General features: G+C 71.9%; 14 protein-coding genes. 4 read left to right on the forward strand and 10 right to left on the reverse strand.

What is annotated here, in order from left to right:
* Positions 1 to 128 precede the first annotated feature (128 nt).
* A complete protein-coding gene (locus FHU36_RS38545; RefSeq protein ID WP_185089071.1) occupies positions 129 to 710 on the forward strand; it encodes an arsenate reductase/protein-tyrosine-phosphatase family protein in 582 nt (193 codons plus the stop codon).
* Here FHU36_RS38545 and FHU36_RS38550 read toward each other — a convergent pair.
* The 5 genes from FHU36_RS38550 to FHU36_RS38570 are packed head-to-tail and all read right to left on the reverse strand — an operon-like array spanning position 685 to position 6,265.
* Positions 685 to 2,073: a tyrosine-protein kinase domain-containing protein gene (locus tag FHU36_RS38550; RefSeq protein WP_185089072.1), complete on the reverse strand. Its 1,389-nt coding sequence runs from the start codon at positions 2,071 to 2,073 to the stop codon at positions 685 to 687. The two genes, FHU36_RS38545 and FHU36_RS38550, sit on opposite strands and share 26 nt — an antisense overlap.
* A gap of 4 nt (positions 2,074 to 2,077) precedes the next feature.
* Positions 2,078 to 3,109: a glycosyltransferase family 4 protein gene (locus FHU36_RS38555; protein WP_246503271.1), complete on the reverse strand. Its 1,032-nt coding sequence runs from the start codon at positions 3,107 to 3,109 to the stop codon at positions 2,078 to 2,080.
* Between the two features lie 5 nt (positions 3,110 to 3,114).
* The gene (locus FHU36_RS38560; protein WP_185089074.1) at positions 3,115 to 4,104 is read right to left on the reverse strand and encodes an NAD-dependent epimerase/dehydratase family protein; all 990 of its coding nucleotides are present in this window, start codon (positions 4,102 to 4,104) and stop codon (positions 3,115 to 3,117) included.
* 56 nt (positions 4,105 to 4,160) lie between these two features.
* Positions 4,161 to 5,114 carry an NAD-dependent epimerase/dehydratase family protein gene (locus FHU36_RS38565; protein WP_185089075.1) on the reverse strand — a complete coding sequence of 318 codons (954 nt, stop codon included), beginning with the start codon at positions 5,112 to 5,114 and terminating at the stop codon, positions 4,161 to 4,163.
* Positions 5,111 to 6,265 (reverse strand): glycosyltransferase, encoded by a 1,155-nt coding sequence (locus FHU36_RS38570; protein WP_221497277.1) that lies wholly within the window; start codon positions 6,263 to 6,265, stop codon positions 5,111 to 5,113. The genes FHU36_RS38565 and FHU36_RS38570 overlap by 4 nt, the downstream gene beginning before the upstream one ends.
* Positions 6,266 to 6,626: 361 nt before the next feature.
* Here FHU36_RS38570 and FHU36_RS38575 point away from each other — a divergent pair, with 361 nt between their 5' ends.
* On the forward strand, positions 6,627 to 7,922 hold the full coding sequence (locus tag FHU36_RS38575) for a hypothetical protein (RefSeq protein ID WP_185089077.1): 1,296 nt from the start codon (positions 6,627 to 6,629) through the stop codon (positions 7,920 to 7,922).
* Here FHU36_RS38575 and FHU36_RS38580 read toward each other — a convergent pair.
* The 3 genes from FHU36_RS38580 to FHU36_RS38590 are packed head-to-tail and all read right to left on the reverse strand — an operon-like array spanning position 7,881 to position 11,491.
* On the reverse strand, positions 7,881 to 9,245 hold the full coding sequence (locus tag FHU36_RS38580) for a lipopolysaccharide biosynthesis protein (RefSeq protein WP_185089078.1): 1,365 nt from the start codon (positions 9,243 to 9,245) through the stop codon (positions 7,881 to 7,883). The two genes, FHU36_RS38575 and FHU36_RS38580, sit on opposite strands and share 42 nt — an antisense overlap.
* Entirely contained in the window at positions 9,235 to 10,359 is a 1,125-nt protein-coding gene (locus FHU36_RS38585) for a glycosyltransferase (RefSeq protein ID WP_185089079.1), read from the reverse strand. Before FHU36_RS38585 ends, FHU36_RS38580 begins: the two co-directional genes overlap by 11 nt.
* Before the next feature lie 40 nt (positions 10,360 to 10,399).
* Positions 10,400 to 11,491 (reverse strand): glycosyltransferase, encoded by a 1,092-nt coding sequence (locus FHU36_RS38590; protein ID WP_185089080.1) that lies wholly within the window; start codon positions 11,489 to 11,491, stop codon positions 10,400 to 10,402.
* A 220-nt stretch (positions 11,492 to 11,711) separates the two neighbouring features.
* Here FHU36_RS38590 and FHU36_RS38595 point away from each other — a divergent pair, with 220 nt between their 5' ends.
* Both FHU36_RS38595 and FHU36_RS38600 read left to right on the forward strand, forming a co-directional pair.
* Positions 11,712 to 12,581, forward strand: coding sequence for a sulfotransferase family protein (locus FHU36_RS38595; protein WP_185089081.1), 870 nt, complete (start codon positions 11,712 to 11,714; stop codon positions 12,579 to 12,581).
* Between the two features lie 68 nt (positions 12,582 to 12,649).
* The gene (locus tag FHU36_RS38600) at positions 12,650 to 13,408 is read left to right on the forward strand and encodes a class I SAM-dependent methyltransferase (RefSeq protein WP_185089082.1); all 759 of its coding nucleotides are present in this window, start codon (positions 12,650 to 12,652) and stop codon (positions 13,406 to 13,408) included.
* A gap of 58 nt (positions 13,409 to 13,466) precedes the next feature.
* Here FHU36_RS38600 and FHU36_RS38605 read toward each other — a convergent pair whose 3' ends face one another.
* The gene (locus tag FHU36_RS38605; protein ID WP_185089083.1) at positions 13,467 to 15,809 is read right to left on the reverse strand and encodes a hypothetical protein; all 2,343 of its coding nucleotides are present in this window, start codon (positions 15,807 to 15,809) and stop codon (positions 13,467 to 13,469) included.
* A 63-nt stretch (positions 15,810 to 15,872) separates the two neighbouring features.
* Complete coding sequence (locus FHU36_RS38610; protein ID WP_312892134.1) at positions 15,873 to 18,995, reverse strand: N,N-dimethylformamidase beta subunit family domain-containing protein; 3,123 nt, start codon at positions 18,993 to 18,995, stop codon at positions 15,873 to 15,875.
* Positions 18,996 to 19,110: the final 115 nt, after the last annotated feature.

Genomic DNA, 19,110 nt, shown 5'->3' on the forward strand with positions numbered 1-19,110 from the left:
GACCACCCGGCCCAGACCACCCGGCCCGGCCGCCTCGGCACGCGCGGGGCGAGCCGGCCGGGCAGGGATGGGTAAAGGGCGGCGTGCCGCGGGCCCGTCCCGCGCCGGGGCCGCCTACGGTCGCGCTCATGCAGCGTACGCCGGAGCCGGGTTTCCGCATCCTGTTCGTGTGCACGGGGAACATCTGCCGATCCCCGCTGGCCGAGCGGCTGACCCGCTCCGCGCTCGGCCCGCCGTTCCAGGTGAGCAGCGCGGGCACCCGGGCCAGGCCCGGCATGGAGATGACCGAGCGCGCCCGGCGGGTGCTGCTCGGTCTCGGCGGAGATCCCGGCGGGTTCGCCTCGCGGCCGCTCACCGGCGAGCTGGTGGCGGCGGCGGATCTGGTGCTGACGGCCACGGTCGCGCACCGGGCCGAGGCGGTGGCGATGCACCTGCCGGCGGCCGGGCGGACGTTCACGATCGCCGAGTTCGGCGCCCTGAGCCAGGAGGTGCCCGCCGGGCCGCTGGTCGCCCAGCGCGACCCGGTGCGCCGGGCGCGGACGCTGGTCGAGCAGGTCCGGGAACTGCGCGGGCTGGTCCACGTGGACCAGCCCGACATCCCCGACCCGTTCGGCGGCTCCCGGTGGGCCTACCGGACGGCGGGGCGGCGCATCGCGCAGGCGCTGGCCGCCCCCCTGCGGCTGCTCACACAGCCGCCGGCGTCTTCTTGACCGCCGCGTCCTCCGGCCCCGAGTCGTAGCCGTAGCCGTAGCCGTAGCCGTCGTAGCGGCTGGCCTTGGCCGGCACGAAGTTCAGCACCGTGCCGACGATCCGGGCGTTGATCGACTCCAGCAGCTCGGTGCCCCGCTGGATGTGCTCCTGGCGCGTCCTGCCGTAGCGGGCGACCAGCATCGTCCCGTCGCAGACCGCCGAGAGCGTGGCCGCGTCGGTGACCGGCAGCAGCGGCGGCGCGTCGATGATCACCATGTCGAAATCGGTGGTGAGCTGGTCGAGCACCTGCCGCATGCCCTGCGAGGCGAGCAGCTCGCTCGGGTTCGGCGGGATCTGGCCGCTCGGCAGCACGTGCAGCCGCGGCTCGCCCCAGACCTGGACCACCTCGTTCAGGCGGGCCCGGCCGATCAGCACGTCGGTCAGGCCGACGCCGCCCTCGATGCCCAGGTACTCGGGGATGCGCGGGCGGCGCAGGTCGCCGTCCACCAGGATGACCCGCCAGCCCGCCTGGGCGAGGGTGATCGCCAGGTTGGACGACGTGGACGACTTGCCCTCGTTCGGCAGGCAACTGGTGATGACGAGCGACTTGGGCTGCCGGTCCACGCCGATGAACTGCAGGTTGGTGCGCAGCGACCGGAACGACTCCGCCCGGGACGAGCGGCCCTTGCGCCGCACGATCAGCGGGTTGCGCCGGGCGTCCCGCTCGTAGCCGATGATGCCGAGAGTGGAGCTGCCGGACATCTCCTGCAACGCGTGCGAGCTCTTGACGGTCGTGTCGAGCCGGTCGCGCAGCACGAGCACGGCCAGCGAGACCAGCAGCGAGATCAGCACGCCGAACAGCACGTTGACCGCCGGCCGCGGGCTGACGGGCGCCAGGGGCACCTCGGCCTCGTCCACCACCGTGATCTTGATGGTCGACTGGTCCTTCCGCGTGGGCCGCTCGATCCGGTCGATCAGCTCGGTGAAGCGCGCGCCGAGGGTGTTGGCGAGCTGCGCGGCGCGGGCGGGATCGGTGTCGCTGACGGAGGCGCGCAGCAGGACCGTCCCCGGGACGACCTCGGCGGTGATGTTCCCCTGCACGCGACGGATGTCCTCGCCTGCGGCGATCTCGCTCACCAGCCGGCGGCTCGACAGCAGGGTGGCGTACGACTGCACCCGCTGCGCCGACAGCATCCCCGCCTGGTACGCGGTGGACAGGCTGCCTTCCTTGTCGTGGCCGGAGACCAGCATGGAGGTCGTCGCCACGTACGTCGGCGGCGTGTTGGCGGTGATCATGACCGCCGCGGTCACCCCGATGACCAGCGACAGCAGGATGAGCAACCAGTTCCTGCGTGCCAGCCGCACGTAATAGAGCAGATCCACGGGATCAACGCCGCCTTTCACGGATTCTCGGAGGAGCTTTGAGATGTTCGATCGGCACGTAGACGTGCACGCCCTGCAACCGGCCGACCAGGAGTGCCGTGGCGCCGCCCGCGATCAACGCACCGGCGAACGGCGACACCAGGCGCAGGACGGTGGCGAGCCACAGGGCGCCGGCGAGCGCGGCGACGGCGCCGAGCAGGGCGGCGACCGCCCGCGTCGGCATGCCCGTCCGGCGCAGCCGGTGCGACACGTGGTCGGTGCCGCCCATCATCGGCGAGCGCCCCGCCCGGATCCGTGACAGCAGCACGACCCCGGTGTCGACTCCGGCCACGAAGGTCGGCAGGAGCAGACCGGCCACCGCGGTGTCGAGGCCGTGCCCCGTCACCAGCAGGACGGCGGAGCAGGTGAGCACGAACCCGATGAACAGCGATCCCGAGTCGCCCATGAAGATCCGGGCCGGCGCCCAGTTGTGCGGCAGGTAGCCGAGGCAGGCACAGGCCAGCCCGGCGAGCAGCAGGCCCAGCGCCGCGTGACCGCTGACGAACGCGGCCGCCGACAGGAAGCCCGCCGTCACCGTGGCGATGGCCCCGAGGGCGCCGTCCATGTTGTCGAGCAGGTTGAACGAGTTGGTCATCACGACGATCCACAGCACCGTGAGGGCCAGGTCCGGCCAGCCGCCGAACAGCGTGACGTGCACGCCGGACAGCACGACGCCGGACGCGGCGACCGCCTCGGCGGTCAGCCGGGTCACCGCGCGCAACGGCCTGATGTCGTCGATCAGCCCGAGCAGCGTGATCACCCCACCGGCCAGCAGGATCGCGACGATCCGCTGGTCGGCTTCGCGCAGCACCACGAGGACCGGCACGACCGTGCCGAGCACGATGGCCAGGCCGCCCAGGTAGGGGGTCGGCCGCGTATGGGCCTTCTTCTCGCTCGGGCGGTCGGTGAGGCCCCACCGCAGCGCCAGGCGCTTGAACGACGGGACGCTCAGGCCGCTGATGAGGTAGGCGGCGCTGCCCACCGTGAGGACGAGCATTCCGCTCACCGGAGGGACGCCGCGAGGTCTTCGCGTACCTTCCTGACGACCTCGGTGAGGATCTCGTCGAGGGTTCGCCGCGGCGTCCAGCCGGTGAGCTCGCGCAGCTTGGTGGTGTCCGGCACCCGGCGGGTCATGTCCTCGAAACCGTGCTGGTAGGCCTCGTGGTACGGGATGAGCTCCAGCGCGGAGGTGGACCCGGTGTGGTCGATGACCAGCTTGGCCAGCTCCAGGATGCTGACCTCCTCGGCGGAGCCGATGTTGAAGGTCTGGCCGACGGCCGACTCCAGGTCGAGCAGCCGCAGTAGCGCGTCGACGACATCGGAGACGTGCGCGAAGCAGCGCGTCTGGGTGCCGTCGCCGAAGACCGTGAGCGGCTGCCCGGTGAGCGCCTGCTGGACCAGTCGCGGGATGACCATGCCGTAGGCGGCGCTCTGCCGCGGCCCCACGGTGTTGAACAGCCGGACCACGATGGTCGGCAGGCCGCGCTCGCGGTGGTAGGCGTTGGCCAGGATCTCGTCGACGGCCTTGGCCGTGCTGTAGGCCCACCGCACCACCGCGGGGCTGCCGAGGATGCGATCGGCCTCCTCGCGCAGCGGTCCGGAGGAGTTCTTGCCGTAGATCTCGCTCGTGCTGGTGATCAGGATCTTCTTGCGGTATCGGTGCGCCGCCTCGATGACGATCTCCGAGCCGCGGATGTTGGTGGTCAGGCAACGCAACGGCTGCTCGACGATCAGCTTCACGCCGACCGCGGCCGCCAGGTGGACGACGGTGTCGCACTGGTGCGCGAGCTCGTCCACCATGAGCTCGTCCAGGACCGACCCCTGTACGAAGCGCAGGTCCGGGTGCGGCCGGAGGTTCTCCAGCCGGCCGGTCGACAGGTTGTCGAGGACGATGACCGCGTCGCCGCGGGCGAGCAGCGCGTCGGTCAGATGCGACCCGACGAATCCGCTTCCACCGGTTATGAGGTACGTGGTCTTCGCTGAATTGCTCACGGGCTTCCCCTAGTCACATACGTCGAGAGCTTGCAATGCCGGGGGGAAGCGGCAGGTCAGGCAGTCATCCGCGGGCCGGAACCGCCCGCCTTCTCGTGCCAGGCCACCGTCAGCCGCAGCCCCTCTTCGAGCGAGACGGGCTCCACGGCGGGGAACAGGTCGCGCAGCAGCCCCGGCGAGGCCTGGGACTGCCGGATGTCGCCCGCCCGGGGCGGCAGGAAGTCCGCTTCGAGCGGCCGGCCGAGCACCCCGGCCAGCACGTCCATGAGCTCCCGCAGCGTGACCCGGGTGCCGAAGGCGAGGTTGACGGGCCGGTCGCTGACGACCCGCCGGACGGCGGCCTCGATGAGGACGCTCGTCACGGACCCCACGTAGGTGAAGTCGCGCGCCTGGTGGCCGTCGCCGTGGACGGGCGCCGGCCGGCCGCCCAGTGCCGCCGACACGAAGGCCGGGATGACGGCCGCGTAGGCGTGGTCCGCCGCCTGCAGCGGTCCGTAGACGTTGAAGAAGCGGAACGGCAGGACGGGCAGGCCGAAACTGCGGGCGTACGCCAGCGCGTAGGCCTCGGTCGCCAGCTTGCTCGCGCCGTACGGGCTGAGCGGCCTGGTCGGTAGGTCCTCGTGCTTGAACGCCTCCGCCGAGTCCCCGTACACCGAGGACGACGAGGCGAGGATGACGTGCGGGCGGGTGGCCCGGCACGCCTCCAGCAGGTACAGGGTGCCCGTGGCGTTGACCGTGTGGGAGGCCAGCGGGTCGGCCAGGGAGCGCGGCACCGAGGGCCGGGCCGCCAGGTGGACGACGGTGGTGGCGTCGGCCGCGAGGTCCGTCAGCAGGTCGCGGTCGAGGATGCTGCCCATGACGAAGCGCACCCCGACGCCGTCGAGGTTGGCCAGGTCGCCGGTGCTCAGGTCGTCCAGCACCGTGATCTGTTCGACCTCGGGGCGGGTGGCCAGCGCCCGGCACAGGTTGGCGCCGATGAAGCCGGCGCCGCCTGTCACGAGAATTCTCACTGCTGCGTTACCTCCGGGATGGGGCGGCGCCCGGACGGGGCGCTCAGCGACCGGTAGAGCTCCTGGGTGTCCGCGACGAGCCGGTCCACGCCGAACTCGTGTGTCGTCCAGGTGCGGCCCTCCTCGCCCATCCGGAGCGCAAGAGCCCGGTCCGACAGGAGCCGGATCGTGTGTTCCGCCAGTTCGGCGGCGTCGGTGGCGGCCAGCAGGCCGGTCTGCCGGTCGCGGACGACCTCGGCGACGCTGCCCACCCGTGTGGAGACGACCGGAACCCCGGCCATACCCGCCTCGACGAGGGTGAGCGGGGTGCCCTCGTTGTCGGAGGTCAGGACGACCACGTCGGCCGCCGCGTAGACGGTCTCGACGTCCTTGCGCCAGCCGAGCAGGTGGACGGAGTCGCCGAGCGGCCGTGTGTCCCGCTCCAGGTCGGCGGCCAGCTCACCGCCGCCGCACACCACGAAGTGACATCCGGGCACGCGCTCCAGCACCCGCCGGGCCACGGCGAGGAACCGGTCGGGCCGCTTGACCCGGGTGAGCCGGCCCACGTACGCGACGACCGGCGCCGAGTGGGGGATGCCGAGCAGGTCGCGGGCGGCCATCCGGTCGGGGACCGGCCCCAGCCCGACTCCCGGCGGGATCACGACGTACTGGCCGGGCCGGCCGATGCCGGCCGCGAGCAGGTCGTCGCGCACCTGCGCGCCGACGGTGACGAGCCGGTCGGACATGGACGCGAGGAACCGCTCGGTCTGCACGTAGAGGCGCCGTTTGGCCGGAGTGAAGTAGCCGTGCAGGAGATGACCGTGGAAGACGTGCACGCGGGCCGCGCCCACCCCGGACAGGCGGGCGGCCACCCGGCCCAGTGCCCCGGCCTTGGCCGTGCGCGTGTGCACGATGTGCGGGCGGAACTCCCGCATGGCGCGGACCAGCCAGAGCAGGGCTCTGGCGTCGTCGCCGGCGCGTACCGACCTGCCGAGCCCCGGCACCCGGTGCACACGTGTCCCGGCCTTGCGGAGGTGGAGGTGGTCCTCCTCGTTCCCGTCGACGTGACCGGTGTACAGCCGGTGGTCGAACTCGTCGCGGTCCAGCCGCTCGTACAGGCCCATGACCTGGGTGGCGGGACCGCCGACGTTAAGGCGCGCGATGATCTCCATGACACGGATTCGGTCGTCAGGTTTCACTCACGGGCTCCTCGGTGATGGCCTGGTCACGTCGGAGAAGCTAACCCGTCGCCTGATATTTCGCCGACACCGTCACGGCGGTGCCGAAATGTTTTTCCTATTCCCTACCTTCGCATGAGCCAGCGAAACGCCCGTACCAGCCGGACCGGCCCTCGTGACATATTTGGACATTGCAAGCTTTTTCCGGATGGCGAGCTACAAGAACTGCTGATCCTTATTGTCGCCGGGTCCGTGCAGCGAAAACGTAATACCCGCCCCATTGGCGCCCCCCGATGCCGGACGGTGCGCCATTGTTCCCCGTCTGGGGGGTGGCGGCCGACTAAGGTCCGCTTCCATGGAGTACGTCATTGTCGCCGCCACCGCGGTGGCACTCATCCTGCTCGTCCGGGCCTGTTTCGAGGCGGACACGGCATGGCGGGTGCTCCCGGTGCTGATGCTCGCGTTCATCATCCGGCTGGTGACCCATGTCCTGGTGTTGCGCGGCGGCTCTCTCGATTACGGCGGAGACAACATCGGCTACGAGCTCACGGCCATGGAGATCGTGAACTACTGGAAGAGCGAGGGTTTCCAGTTCGTCTCCACCGAACAGGTGAACTCCCTGTATTCGGCGGCCGTTCCGTGCCACGTCTTCGCGCTGGTCATCTACGTGTGCGGCGGGTTCGCGCCGCTGGCGTGCACGGCCCTGGTGGCCCTGCTGGCGTGCGCGATGTGCATGGTGATGTACAAGTTCGCCCGGCTGATCGGAGCCGACGAGCGTTCGGCCTACCGGCTCCTGGTCCTGGTGGCGTTCATCCCGGCGTTCCTGGTGCACACCTCCGACATGTTCAAGGACGGTTTCAACGCCTTCCTCGTGGTCGCCTGCCTCGGCCTCGCCGCCTCGAACGTCCAGCGCTTCGACATCCGCAAGATCGCGCTGCTCCTCCCGCTGCTGTGGGCGCTGTGGCACGTACGCCCCTACATGGTGTTCATGTGCGCGGTGCCGCTGCTGCTCGGCGTCGTCAACCCCCGGCGCGTCGTGTCGCTGCGGCTGATGCTCATCTCCGTCGTCGCGCTCGTGTGCGCCGCGGTCTTCGTCGAGGAGATCACCGCCACCGCGCCGGCCACGATGATGCAGCAGGAGCTCGAACAGGGGCAGGCCGACAACGTCCGCCGCTCCAACGCCTCCGGCGACTCGGGCGTGGTCTTCGACGACGGCGGCAACGCGTGGAGCCAGCTCGGCCCGAAGCTGGTCTACACGCTGCTGTCGCCCTTCCCGTGGATGGGCGGCAGCATGGCGCTGCAGTTCGGCAAGCTGGAGGCGCTGCTGCTGTACTACCTGCTCTACTGCGCGGCCCGCGGAGCCCGCCGCCTGTGGGACTCCGACCGGCGGATGCTCCTGCTCCTGCTGCTGTTCATCGTGCCCGGCACGATCGCCTACGCGACGACCATGGCCAACATCGGTCTGATCTTCCGCCAGCGCATCCCGATCGTGATGGTCATCAGCCTGCTCGCCACGATCGCCTGGAACAAGGTCCCGGACCGGGCCGGCTCCCCCGCGGTGGAGGACGCCGCCGCCGAGGAGCCCGTCCCCGGACCGGCCCGGGTCGCCTCAGCGCGCCCCGGAGCCGCCGCGCCGCCGCCCGCGCCATGAGAGGCGCCCGCGCCCTGCCAGCCGCCGCCGTACCGAGCGGACGTCGGCCGGGCGCGGGAGGAGTTCCCGCATCGGGATGCGCGCCGAGCGCGCGAACCACGCGATCTCCAGCACCGCCATCGGAACGTAGGTGGCGCTCGACGCCAGCGCGGCCCCGACGGCCCCCCAGCGGGGGATCAGCAGCAGGTTGAGCGCGACGTTGGCGCCCAGCGCGCAGATCGCGATCATGGTCATGCCGATCGGCCGCGCCAGCCGGACGAGGTGCTGCTCGACCAGCCGGATCAGGGCCAGGGCTATCGCTCCCGGTGCCAGCGCCCACAGAGGGGCGACGCTGCCCGCGAACGCCTCGCCGTACACCAGCGGGATCAGCAGTGGAGCCGCGACCGCGAGCGTCCCGATGACGCCCGCCGACAGGATGAGGTTCAGCCGCAGCGTCCGGGCGGTGACCCGGTCGGCGTCGCGGGCGTCCTCCCCCGCCTGGAAGGGCAGCACGACCTGCGCGATGGCGTCGGACGGGATGCGCGTCAGCGCCAGGACGGTGACGGCGACGGTGTAGATGCCGACCGCCGCCGTCGAGGCCAGCGCGTTGAGCAGCAGCACGTCCAGCGTCAGCAGGAAGTGGAACGCGACCCGCCCGGCGTGGTACCTCCCGCCGATGGCGAGCTGGCGCCGCGCGAGCCCGCCGTCCCAGCGCAGGGGCAGCGGGCGCGAGGCGCGCATGTGCAGGGCGAACGGCACGATGATGGAGATCGTCCAGCACACCACGACGCTGGTCACCGTGAGTTCGCCCACCGCCATGAGCAGCAGCAGCGGCAGGCACTGCGTCAGCGCGGCGGCGAGCGTCCCGCGGTTGACGATGTCCACCCGGGAGCGCAGCAGGGCGATGCCGTTGAGGTTGATGGCCGCGACGCCGAACGGGACGGCGATCAGCGCCACGGCCATCAGGGGCGAGGCCGTGGGGATGACGCCGCGGACGGTGACGGCCAGCGCGGCGAGTGCGGCCAGGGCGCCGAGCACCAGACCCAGCACCATGCTGTTGGAGGTGAGGCCGGGATGCCGGTCGCGTTCCGCCCACAACGCGATCTGCGACTTCTCGATGGACAGGTGTCCCAGGACCATCGTCATGCCCGCCGTGGTGGCGATGACCGCGTAGACGCCCCGCCCCTCCGGCTGGAGGGTCCGCGCGATCAGCATGCCGGTCAGCGTGGCCAGCATCAGCCGCATCGTCCGGCTGGCCACCGTCCGGCTGACTGCTCTCAGGGAGAGGGCCGTGCCCGACGTCGCGACGGGATCCAGCGTGGCGCCGTCCTGGCTATCCCGCACGGCGGGCCCGCAGGAGCCGCTCGTAGAGCCGGAGGTGATGGTCGGCCATGACGTGCGTGTCGAGGTTCCTGCCCGCCCAGGCGCGGGCCGCCGCAGCCAGGCCGCCGGCCAGGCCCGGGTCGTCGAGCAGCCGGATCACGCCCTCGGCCAGGGCCGAGGGGGCCGCGGGCGGGACGAGGACCCCGCGCTCGTCGAGGAGTTCGGGGTTGCCGCCGACCGAGGTGGCGACGATGGGCCGGCCCGCCGCCATCGCCTCCATCACGGCGTTGCTCAGGCCCTCGGTGAGCGAGGCGAGGACCACCACGTCCGCGCGGGCGAGCAGTTCGGCGTTGTCGGTCCTGGTGCCGAGGAAGCGGACGTCCAGCCCGGCGGCGGCCGCCTGCTTCTCCAGCGCGCCCCGTTCGGGGCCGTCCCCCGCGAGCACGAGCGTGCACGGCCGGCCGCGGGCGGCGAGCAGCGCCATCGCGTCGATGAGGTGGCAGTGTCCCTTCTCCGCGCTGAGCCGGGCCACGCACGCCACCACGGGCAGGCCGGTGCGCACCTCCTCGGGCGGGACCGGGTCGAAGGCCGACGGCGGCAGGCCGTTGTAGATCACCGTCAGGCTGTGGCGGGGCAGGCGCAGCATGGCGCAGGCGTCGGCGGCCAGGGCCGCCGCGTTGACGACGACGTGGTCGGCCATCCGCGCCGTCATCCTGTCCAGTGCCAGGCTCCACGGGCGGGTCGCGTTGAGCCGGGTCTCGTTGCGCCGCCCGGCCACCACGACGGGCACCCTCGCCAGCCGGGCGGCGGGCACGCCGATCAGGGTCGCCTCGTGCAGGAAGGTGTGCACCACCTCCGGAGCGAGCCGGCGCAGCACCCCGACCAGACGGGCGTAGGCGCGGGCGTTGCCCAGCGGCGAGCCGCGGCCGAAGCCGAGCCGGTGCACCTCGATCCCGGCGTCGTGCAGGGTGGCCTCGTACGGGCCGCCTCGCGACAGCACCATGACGTGCGGCTCCGTGCCGGCATGGCGCAGTTCCTGGGCCAGCAGCGACACCTGTTTCTGGGTGCCGCCCATGCCCAGGTGGCCGATGAGCAGCACGGCCCGCCGCAGCCGGTCCCGGCCTCCAGCCGTCATGGGCAACCCTCCTGATGTCGTGAGCGGGCGTGCCGGGCCACTAGGCGCGCACGTCGTCGTAGAGCTTGTCGAACCACGCGCCGGTCCGGCCGATGTCCACCAGGTCGGCGCTGTCCCGCGCCCCCTCGCGCAGCCGCGCGTGGCACTCGGGGCGCATCGCGTCGAGGATCGCTTCGGCCAGCGCCTCCGGGTCCCCGGCCGGGGTGAGGTAGCCGTTGTGTCCGTGCCGCACCAGGTCGGGCACTCCGCCCACCTTCGTGGACACCACGGGCACCCCGGCGGCGAGGGCCTCCATGACGACCACGGGCAGCCCCTCGTAGGAGGAGCTGAGCACCAGCAGGTCGGCGGCGGCGATGAGGCGGGCGGCGTTCGGCACCGGGCCGAGGAACCGGACGGCGTCCAGCCCGAGGTCGGCGACCCGGCGGGCGATCCGGTCGTGCAGCGGGCCGGAGCCCGCCAGCAGGAAGACGGCTCGCGGGTCGCGGGCCACCACCCGGGCCGCCGCCTCGATGAGCACCTCGTGGTCCTTCTGCGGCCGGAGGTTGGCCACGTGTGCCACGAGGAAGCCCGAGTCCGGGACGTTCCACTCCTCCCGCGTGCGGAGGGCCTCGGCGGCCCTGCGGCGCTGCCCGGCGACGTCCACCCCGTGGATCCTGGTGGCCAGTCCTCGCGCACCCCGGCTGACGACGGCCCGCGCGACCTGGGGCGAGACGGCCACGGTTCGGGCGTCCAGCCACCCGGTGGCGCGGTCGAGCAGCATCGTCGGCACCCGGTAGCGGACGTTGTGCACCGTGGAGACGAGTGCGGGCCGGGGCCGGGACAACCGCGAGGTCAGCCTGAGCAGCGAGGCCGGCAGCGGCGAGTGCAGGTTCAGCACGTCCGGGCGCAGGCGGTGGACCACCGCCGCCAGGCGGACGAGGCGGAGGGCGGGCGGGCACGCGGTCAGGTCCACGACCTGGACGCCCGCCGCGCGCAGCCGGTCGGCCAGTTCCGCCGTGGAGGCGCGCAGGCACACCACCGTGTAGCGCTTGTCCCCGGGAGGCGAGGCGAGCAGCCGCTCGACGAGCAGCACCTCCGCGCCGCCGACGTCCAGTGTCTTGATGACTTCGCAGACATGCACCCTGGTCTTCACCAGCGCCATCATCGCGACCGGGTGGTCCGCGCGCGCGTGGCGGCGCTCCGGTGCCCGCAGACATTACGCACTCGTGCCCCTGCCATGACCGGAACGTCTGGGCACGCCACCACGAGACGCCTATATCCGGGCGACACGGTTCAAGCCCGACCTCCAACGCCATCGCCGCTGGTGGCCCTACGTTCGGGATGAACTGACCCGTCTCCACCAGGGAGGCCGTGTGCCCGACTTTCTCATCGGCACGGGACGCTGTGGCTCCACGCTGGCCTACGAAGTCCTCGCCCATCACCCGCTGGTGGGCTTCGTGTCCCGCCTGGACAACAGGTGGGCCCGGACGCCCGGTCCGCTGCGGCGGCACGGTGGGGCGATCTACCGCCGGCTCCAGGCGGGGCCGCTCACCGTGAGCCGCCGCCTCGGCCCCTCCGAGGCGTACGTCGCGCTGAGCCGCGAGGTGTCTCCCATGATCACCGATCCGTACCGGGACCTCACCGCCGAGGACGTCACCCCCTGGCTGGCGCGGCGGCTCCGGAGGTTCTTCGACGGCCGGACGGCGCCGGGCGGGCGGTTCGTCCACAAGTTCACCGGCTGGCCGCGCGCGACGTTCCTGCACGCGGTGTTCCCGGACGCTCGTTTCGTGCACATCGTGCGTGACGGGCGGGCCGTGGCCAACTCGCTCGCGCAGATGCCGTGGTGGCGGGGCCATCTGGGGGTTCCGGGCTGGCGATTCGGCCCGCTGCCCGCCGGTTACGCGGAGGAGTGGGAGGCCGGCGGCCAGTGCCTGGTGCACCTGGCCGGCCTCGGCTGGAAGACGATGATGGACCGCTACGAGACCGCCCGCGCGGCGGTGCCGGCCGAGCAGTGGCTGGAGGTCCGTTACGAGGACCTGCTGGCCGACCCGCGCAAGCACATGGACCAGATCCTCGGCTTCTACGACCTGCCCTGGACGCGAGAGTTCGAGCGGAGCCTGGGCCGCCAGAGGTTCACCCGAGGCCGCGCCGAGGCGTACCGGACCGACCTCTCCGCTCGGCAGCTCGCTCTCCTCGACAAGTCACTGTCGCCACATCTCCACCGATACGGTTACCGCGCCTGATGCCTGGGGGCCTCATGGGAATCTTCGACCTTCTCCGTAACTCCGCTCGTCCGGCCCATCTCCCGGTCATGGCGCACAAGGCGTACGTGCGCCTGCGCCACGGGCACGACCGGGAACGGCCCGCCGCCACCGCCTGGGCGGCCGGCCAGGCGCAGGACCTCCACGCCTGGGGCAGGCGGATCGACGATGCGCTCTGGTCGCGGGCCGAGGCGTTCGCGCTGTCGCTCACCCGTTCCGCGGAGCCCGGCGTCAGGCGGCTCGCCGCCGCCGGGGTGCGGCTCGGCGGTCCCGGCGGCATCGAGCTGCTGCACTTCCTCACCCTGGCGCTGCGGCCCAGGGTGGTCGTGGAGACGGGAGTCGCCGCCGGCTGGTCCACCGCCGCCGTGCTGGACGCGATGCGGGCCAACATGATGGGACACCTCTACTCCAGCGACTTCCCGTGCTTTCGCCTGCCCGACGCGGAGCGGCACATCGGCCACGTGGTCCCCGAGCGGCTCAAGGACCGCTGGACGCTCCACACCCGGGGCGACCGCCGCAACCTCGGCGAGATCCTGCATCCGACGATGCGGGTGGACCTGGTCCACTACGACTCCGACAAGACGCGCAGCGGCAGGGAGTTCTTCCTGGACCGCGTGGCTCCCCACCTGACCGACGAGCACGTCCTCGTCATGGACGACATCCAGGACAACCTGGTGTTCCGGGAGTACGCCCGCTCGCAGCCGTTCCATCGGGTCTTCGCCTACCAGGGGAAGTTCATCGGCGTGACGGGGCCCGGCCTCTGCGCGCTCGAACGAGGCGGGGCGATCAGCGCGGCCGCCTCGGTCTGAGCTCGTGCCGCGGGCCCGGTCTCCTCCGAAGGGAGACCGGGCCCGCGGCGTTCCACGCTCAGCCCGCGGCGTCGGCGGTGAGCTCGTAGACGCCGTAGTCGCCGGAGCGGAACCGCAGCTTCGCGTGCGCCCACAGGTGGGTCCCCGGCCGCAGCCGGCGCTGGTCCGCGAACAACCAGCGCACCCCGTAGTCGTCCCGCAGCCGGCGGACTGTCTGGGGCGAGGGGTCCTGGAAGACCGCGTCGTTGGCCTGGATCCGGTCACGGTCCCAGAACGGGCGGTTCTCCACCACCTCTCCGTCGCGCCAGCTGTCCATGTTGGTCGCCGTGTAGGCCCACCCCTCGACCAGCACCCGCCGTTCGGTCAACGCCGTCGTCCAGAACACCCGGCTGTCGCACGGGTTCTCGTGGCCCCACCGGCAGTGCACGTTCGTGGCGACGAGGTCGCCGGGATCGGAGTTGGCGCGCAGCCAGCGACCGGCCGCGAAGGCGCCCCTGGGGATCACCGAGGCGGGCGGCGTGCCGTTCGGATGGGGCGGGGCCGACATCGGGCTGCGGTAGGTGCCCGGCAGGACGCGGGTCGCCCACGCCGCGGGCGTGCCGGCGGCCGTCACCAGGCAGATGACCAGGGCGACCGCCCGCATCCTGCCTCGCCCGGCGGCGAGCAGGGCCACACCGGCCAGCAGCGCGACACCGAGCAGGGCGATGTAGGGCACGTACAGCGCGACGTCGTCCCGTCCCGGCTCCAGTGGCACCCGGACCGCGAAGACCGTTCTGATGGCGTAGACGGCCGCGATCCCCGCGACGGCCGCGACGGCGACCTGCTTGAGACCCAGCCGCGCCCTCCGGACGACCGTGACGAGCCCGAGGACCGCCACCATCGCCACGTACGGATACGGCGCCTGCAGGAAGTACCCCTGGGACAGGTGCGGATGTCCGAGCAGGAGCGCCGCCCCGAGCCCGGCGACGGCCATGCCCAGCACCAGCACGACCGGGGGCCGCAGCAACTGCCGCGGCCGGCAGGCCAGACCCAGCACCCCGCACCAGGTGATCGCGGCGCACAGGACGCACAACAGCGCGACCCCGAGCGCGCCGCTCGTGGAGACCTCCTCGGCGCTGCGGCCCGCCAGGTTGGCGAGCGTGACCCGCATGATCGACAGCGGATCGACCACGATCCCCTGCCGCACGCCGCCGAAGAAGACGAACTGGGCGAACAGCAGGGTCGCCCCCGCCATGCCCAGCGCGACGAGCACCCGACGGGGCACCCAGAACCACCTGACCGCCTCGACCAGCACGACGGCCGCGAGTCCCGCGGTGAGCAGCGGCAGGTAGGTCGCCTTCGCGCCCATGACGGCCAGGAGGAAGACTGCCAGCAGCGCCCACGTGTGCCGGGACCGCTGCCGGCCCTCGAACTGGTCGATGAGCAGCAGCATGATGGGGGCGAACAGCAGGGCGCCGAACGTCTGCGTCGGGCTCGACCAGGACTGCACGGTCTTCCAGGTGAAGACGCCGGCGGCGGAGCCCAGGTAGAGGGTGGGGGCCGTGACGAGGATGGTCGCCGCGAGGGCGCCCAGCGACCCGGCCCTGGAGCCCGTGACGCGCCGGCCGATCAGCGCGAGGAGCACGACCAGGGCCGCCAGCATGGGCAGCACGGCCAGGCGGAACAGCAGCACCAGGGGTTCGACCCCGGTGACCCAGCTGGTGGCGGCGAGGTGGGCGTAGACGAACCAGTGGTAGACGAGCGGCTCGCCCGCGACCGTGGGCACCATGGGCGGCAGGTGGTGCTTCACCTCGCCGACCAGGGCCAGGTGGAACGGCATGTCGACGAAGGAGGCGCCGAGCGCCGGCCAGGTGAGCGCCTGGGTCCTGAAGAAGTTGACCGCGGTCCACACCACCAGGTAGACGACGGTCAGCGCCAGGCTCCACGACCACCACAGCGGTGCCGGCCGCGCCCGGGCCGCGCCCCGCCAGTGCCCGCGCAGCCGCGGCACGGCGAGGAAGAGCGCGTACGTGCCGAGCGGCCAGGCCAGCACCAGGAGCGGAGCGCCGAGGGCGCGGGCCGGGATGTAGGTGAGCACCTCGGCCGCGTAACCGAGTGCCGCCCCGAGGGCGAGCCCCTCCGTGAGGGTGAGCGCGGGGCGGTACACCGCGCGGACCCACAGCAGGCCGGGCAGCGCGATGCCGAGAGCGACGTAGACGGCGAACCTCGCCAGGTCCCACGCGGAGACGCCGTAGCGGCCCAGCACGATCGCCGAGCAGCCGGCCGCGGCCACCGCCGGCAGCAGGCCCAGGATCCGGCGTCGGCCGGTGAGCCTGGTCCGCGGCGGTGCGCCCGCGTCCGGTCCGGACGCGGGCGCGGAGGGCTGAGGCGTGGAACGCTGAAAGGGTGGAGCTTCGGGCATGCGCGCAAGCCTGGCGACACCGGCCTGCCGGGCGGGCGCGAACGACCGAATGCGGCGATGTTCTTACCGGCGCTTTGCGGGCTTTTCAGCTCTGGCGACCAGGCGCGCGGCGGGCGCCCCGCTCTGCACCCCGGTCACGGAACTGAACAGCGGGCTGACCCAGTAGTTGGTGAACTGGTAGGTGTTGTTCGGGAATGAACTCGCCGAGCCGTACCTGTACACGCCGTTTCCACCCACTGTGGCGCCCGCCGGGGCGATGAGCGATCCCCGGCCGTATTCGGTGGTGAAGAACGGCCTGGTTATCGAGTAATTGCCGTTCGGGGCGTGATATGCGGCGACATATGTCGTGTTGGCAATGATGGGCACCGGGTTGGCGAAGTTCGCCTGCTGCCAGCCGCTCGCCGTCTCGTTGGTGAAGGTGGTGCTCGCCAGCAACTGGCCGCCGGCGGTCCACAGGGTGGCGGTGTGCGTTCCGGTGTTCTGCGGCGCCTTGTAGAAGCGGACCCCGGTCACGACGCCGTCGGTGGTACTGGCGAACTTCACGCCGACGACGACGGCCTTCGGGTCGCCGGCGGTGTCGAGCGCCGGTTCGGCCGTGTCGTCCCACAGGGCGTTCGACGGATCGAAGACGACGTCGACCCAGTAGTTCGTCGTCTTGAAGGTGCTGGTCGGGAAGGTCGGCGTGCTGCTGTAGGAGTACAGGCCGTTGCCCACGGTGACGCCGCTGGCCAGCCCGGTGAGCAGGCCCGAGGAGTACTCCGCGCCGAAGTAGGGCCTGGTCAGCGCGTAGCCGGACGTCGAGTGGTAGGAGGCGACGTAGGTGGTGTTGGAGCTGGCCGGCACCGGTGTGGAGAAGGTCACCTGCTGCCAGCCGCTCCCCGACTCGTCGGTGAACGTCGCGCGGGCCAGGAGCTGGCCGCCCGCGGTCCACAGGCTCCCGACGTGGGTTCCCGTGTTCCCGACGCCCTTGTAGAACCTGATTCCGCTGATCATCCCCGGGCTGGTGGCCTGGAACCGCACCCCCACCTCGACGGCCTTGGGGTCCCCGCTGTCGGCCAGGGCCGGTGTGGTGGACGTGGGCCAGGTGTTGCAGGGGCACTGCTCGCCGATGGTGACGGCCCGGGTGGCGGGCGTCGTCTGGAGGTTGCCGGAGTCGTCGACCGCCCGCACCCTGATCGTCAGGGGCCCGGCCGCGCCGGTCGTGAAGCTGAACTGCCAGTCCGTCAGGCCCTTGGCCTGGAACCACCGGACGCCGTTGTCGATCGAGATCTCGACGCCCGCCACGCTGCCGCCGCCGCTGTCGGCGGCCGTGCCGCGCAGGTTGATCGTGGTGCCGCTCGGCACCGTGGCTCCGCTGGTCGGGGCGCTGATCGTGGTCGTCGGCGGGGTGGTGTCCGTCGACGGGAACGCGGGCACCAGCCCCGCCTGCAGGCTCGCCGGCTGGAGCCCCATGTCGCCGAAGAGGTTGACCGTCGCCTGCCGCATGCGGATGTCGGCGGGCGTGCCCGGCCGGTCGTGCACGGCGTCGAGGCCCCACGACCACTGCGTGGTGCCGGCGCCGAACACGAGGGCGCCGCTGGAGTGCTTGTAGAGGACGAGGTTGTGCGTCGGGACGCCGGGGCCGTACGAGCTGCCGAAGTCGAGCAGGATCTTGTCGAGCCGGCCGATCGTCGCCCTGGAGTACTTCACCGACCCCGCCGGGGTGAAGGCCGTGTCCGGCGCGGCGTCCCACTCGTAGCCGAGCGTTCCGGACGGGAAGACGGCCGTCTGCCCCGGCAGGAGGTCGGCCACGGACGTGTTCCGCCACAGCCTCAGCCTGCTGTAGTCGAAGGGGACGGCCAGCGAGTCGGCGACGCTGCCGTTGGTGGCGAACAGGGTGCCGGTCAGCTCGTTCTCCGGGAAGCCGCCGTTGGGCGGCGTGGCGAAGCGCGGGTCACGCCAGGTGCCGGTCCACTCGGGGCTGGGGTCGATCTTGCGGTTGGCCAGCGTCTCCTTGTAGCAGACCATCGTCCGGAACGGCGTGCCGGAGTCGGCGATGCTGTTCTCCCACCGGGTCTTCCAGAAAACCTCGTTGCCCGAGAAGAACGCGAGGCTGACACCGTTGTCGCGGGCCGTGGCGAGGTTGTCGCGCATCGACAGCGACCAGTATTCGTCGTGCCCGACCGACAGGAACGCCCGGTGTTCGAGGATCTCGGGGCCGGACCTCGCGGTGTCGACGTTGGTCGTGTAGCTCACGTCGTAGGCGTTGGCCTCCAGCCATCTGATCATCGGGTATTCGGAGTTGTAGAAATAGGACTGCAGGGCGCCGCTGAGCCCGGAGCCGCGGTCGACGAACGGGCGGTTGTAGCTGACCTTGAACGCCCGCCCGGCGGGGCTGCCGTTGTAGAGGCTGTTGCCGCCGTAGCTGTTGTACGCCTGCCACGTCGCGTCGGAGGTCTGCACCAGAATCTCCGCGCCGCGGCTGTCGTCGCGCACGATGAAGATCATTTGGCTTCGACCGGCGGTGCCGTCCTCCCTGATCAGGTTGGCGATGTAGACGCCGGAGACGGCGGTGACGGGCACCGCCCAGGAGGCGGACACGGCCCAGTTGCCGCAGTCCACCAGGCCGGTCTCCGTCTGGCGGACGCACGCCGGCTGGGTCTGGGGCAGGATCGCGAACGGCTGGACCGTCGTGACGAACCGCGCCCCCATGCCGCCGTAGTAGCCGATCCGGTAGATGTCCAGGCGGTAGTCCGTGGCCGGCGTGTCCACCTTGAACTCCACGGTGGCGCCCTTGTCGACGCTGATGTCCGTGGCGAACCCCTGGATCGTCGAGCTGCCCGCACCGGGCACGTCCCACTCGCTCGGCGGGCTGCCGGGAAGCTCGTTCTCCAGGCAGATCACCGAGGTGGGCGGGCAGTCCTGCCGGGCCTGTCCCCGCGCCGCCCGGAACGGGCGCAACTGCCTCCTGAGCTCGGGAGTGACCTGCTTACGGGCAGGCCGGCCCGTCTCGCGGGCCCGGTCACGAGGACCGGCCTTCGTCCCCCGGGGCGCGCGGCCCGCCTCTGGCCCAGGTCGCGAGGAACCGCTGTCCCCGGCGCTCACCGGGGCGCCTGCCGCACCGGCGGCTTCGGCCGCCTGGTGCCGCGGCGCCCAGCAGGTGCCCGCCACCGCCAGCAGGGCCACCACGGCCGCGGCGACGGCCACGCGAGCACGCCGTGCCGGCCGACGCGCCGGCCACCGCGGCGCACCGGGTTCTTTTCCACCGACGGGCATGACATCTCTCCCGATTGCAGCAAACGCAGCGAACATCCCAGCCGGA

Origin of the sequence: Nonomuraea muscovyensis (genome assembly GCF_014207745.1) — a bacterium.
In the GTDB taxonomy this organism is placed as follows: Bacteria; Actinomycetota; Actinomycetes; order Streptosporangiales; family Streptosporangiaceae; genus Nonomuraea; species Nonomuraea muscovyensis.

Coding starts and splice junctions, on each gene's coding strand:
- FHU36_RS38575 (WP_185089077.1), top strand. CDS start 6,627: ATGGAGTACGTCATTGTCGCCGCCACCGCGGTGGCACTCATCCTGCTC.
- FHU36_RS38545 (WP_185089071.1), top strand. CDS start 129: ATGCAGCGTACGCCGGAGCCGGGTTTCCGCATCCTGTTCGTGTGCACG.
- FHU36_RS38585 (WP_185089079.1), bottom strand. CDS start 10,359: ATGACGGCTGGAGGCCGGGACCGGCTGCGGCGGGCCGTGCTGCTCATC.
- FHU36_RS38555 (WP_246503271.1), bottom strand. CDS start 3,109: ATGCTCGTCCTCACGGTGGGCAGCGCCGCCTACCTCATCAGCGGCCTG.
- FHU36_RS38600 (WP_185089082.1), top strand. CDS start 12,650: ATGGCGCACAAGGCGTACGTGCGCCTGCGCCACGGGCACGACCGGGAA.
- FHU36_RS38570 (WP_221497277.1), bottom strand. CDS start 6,265: ATGGAGATCATCGCGCGCCTTAACGTCGGCGGTCCCGCCACCCAGGTC.
- FHU36_RS38605 (WP_185089083.1), bottom strand. CDS start 15,809: ATGCCCGAAGCTCCACCCTTTCAGCGTTCCACGCCTCAGCCCTCCGCG.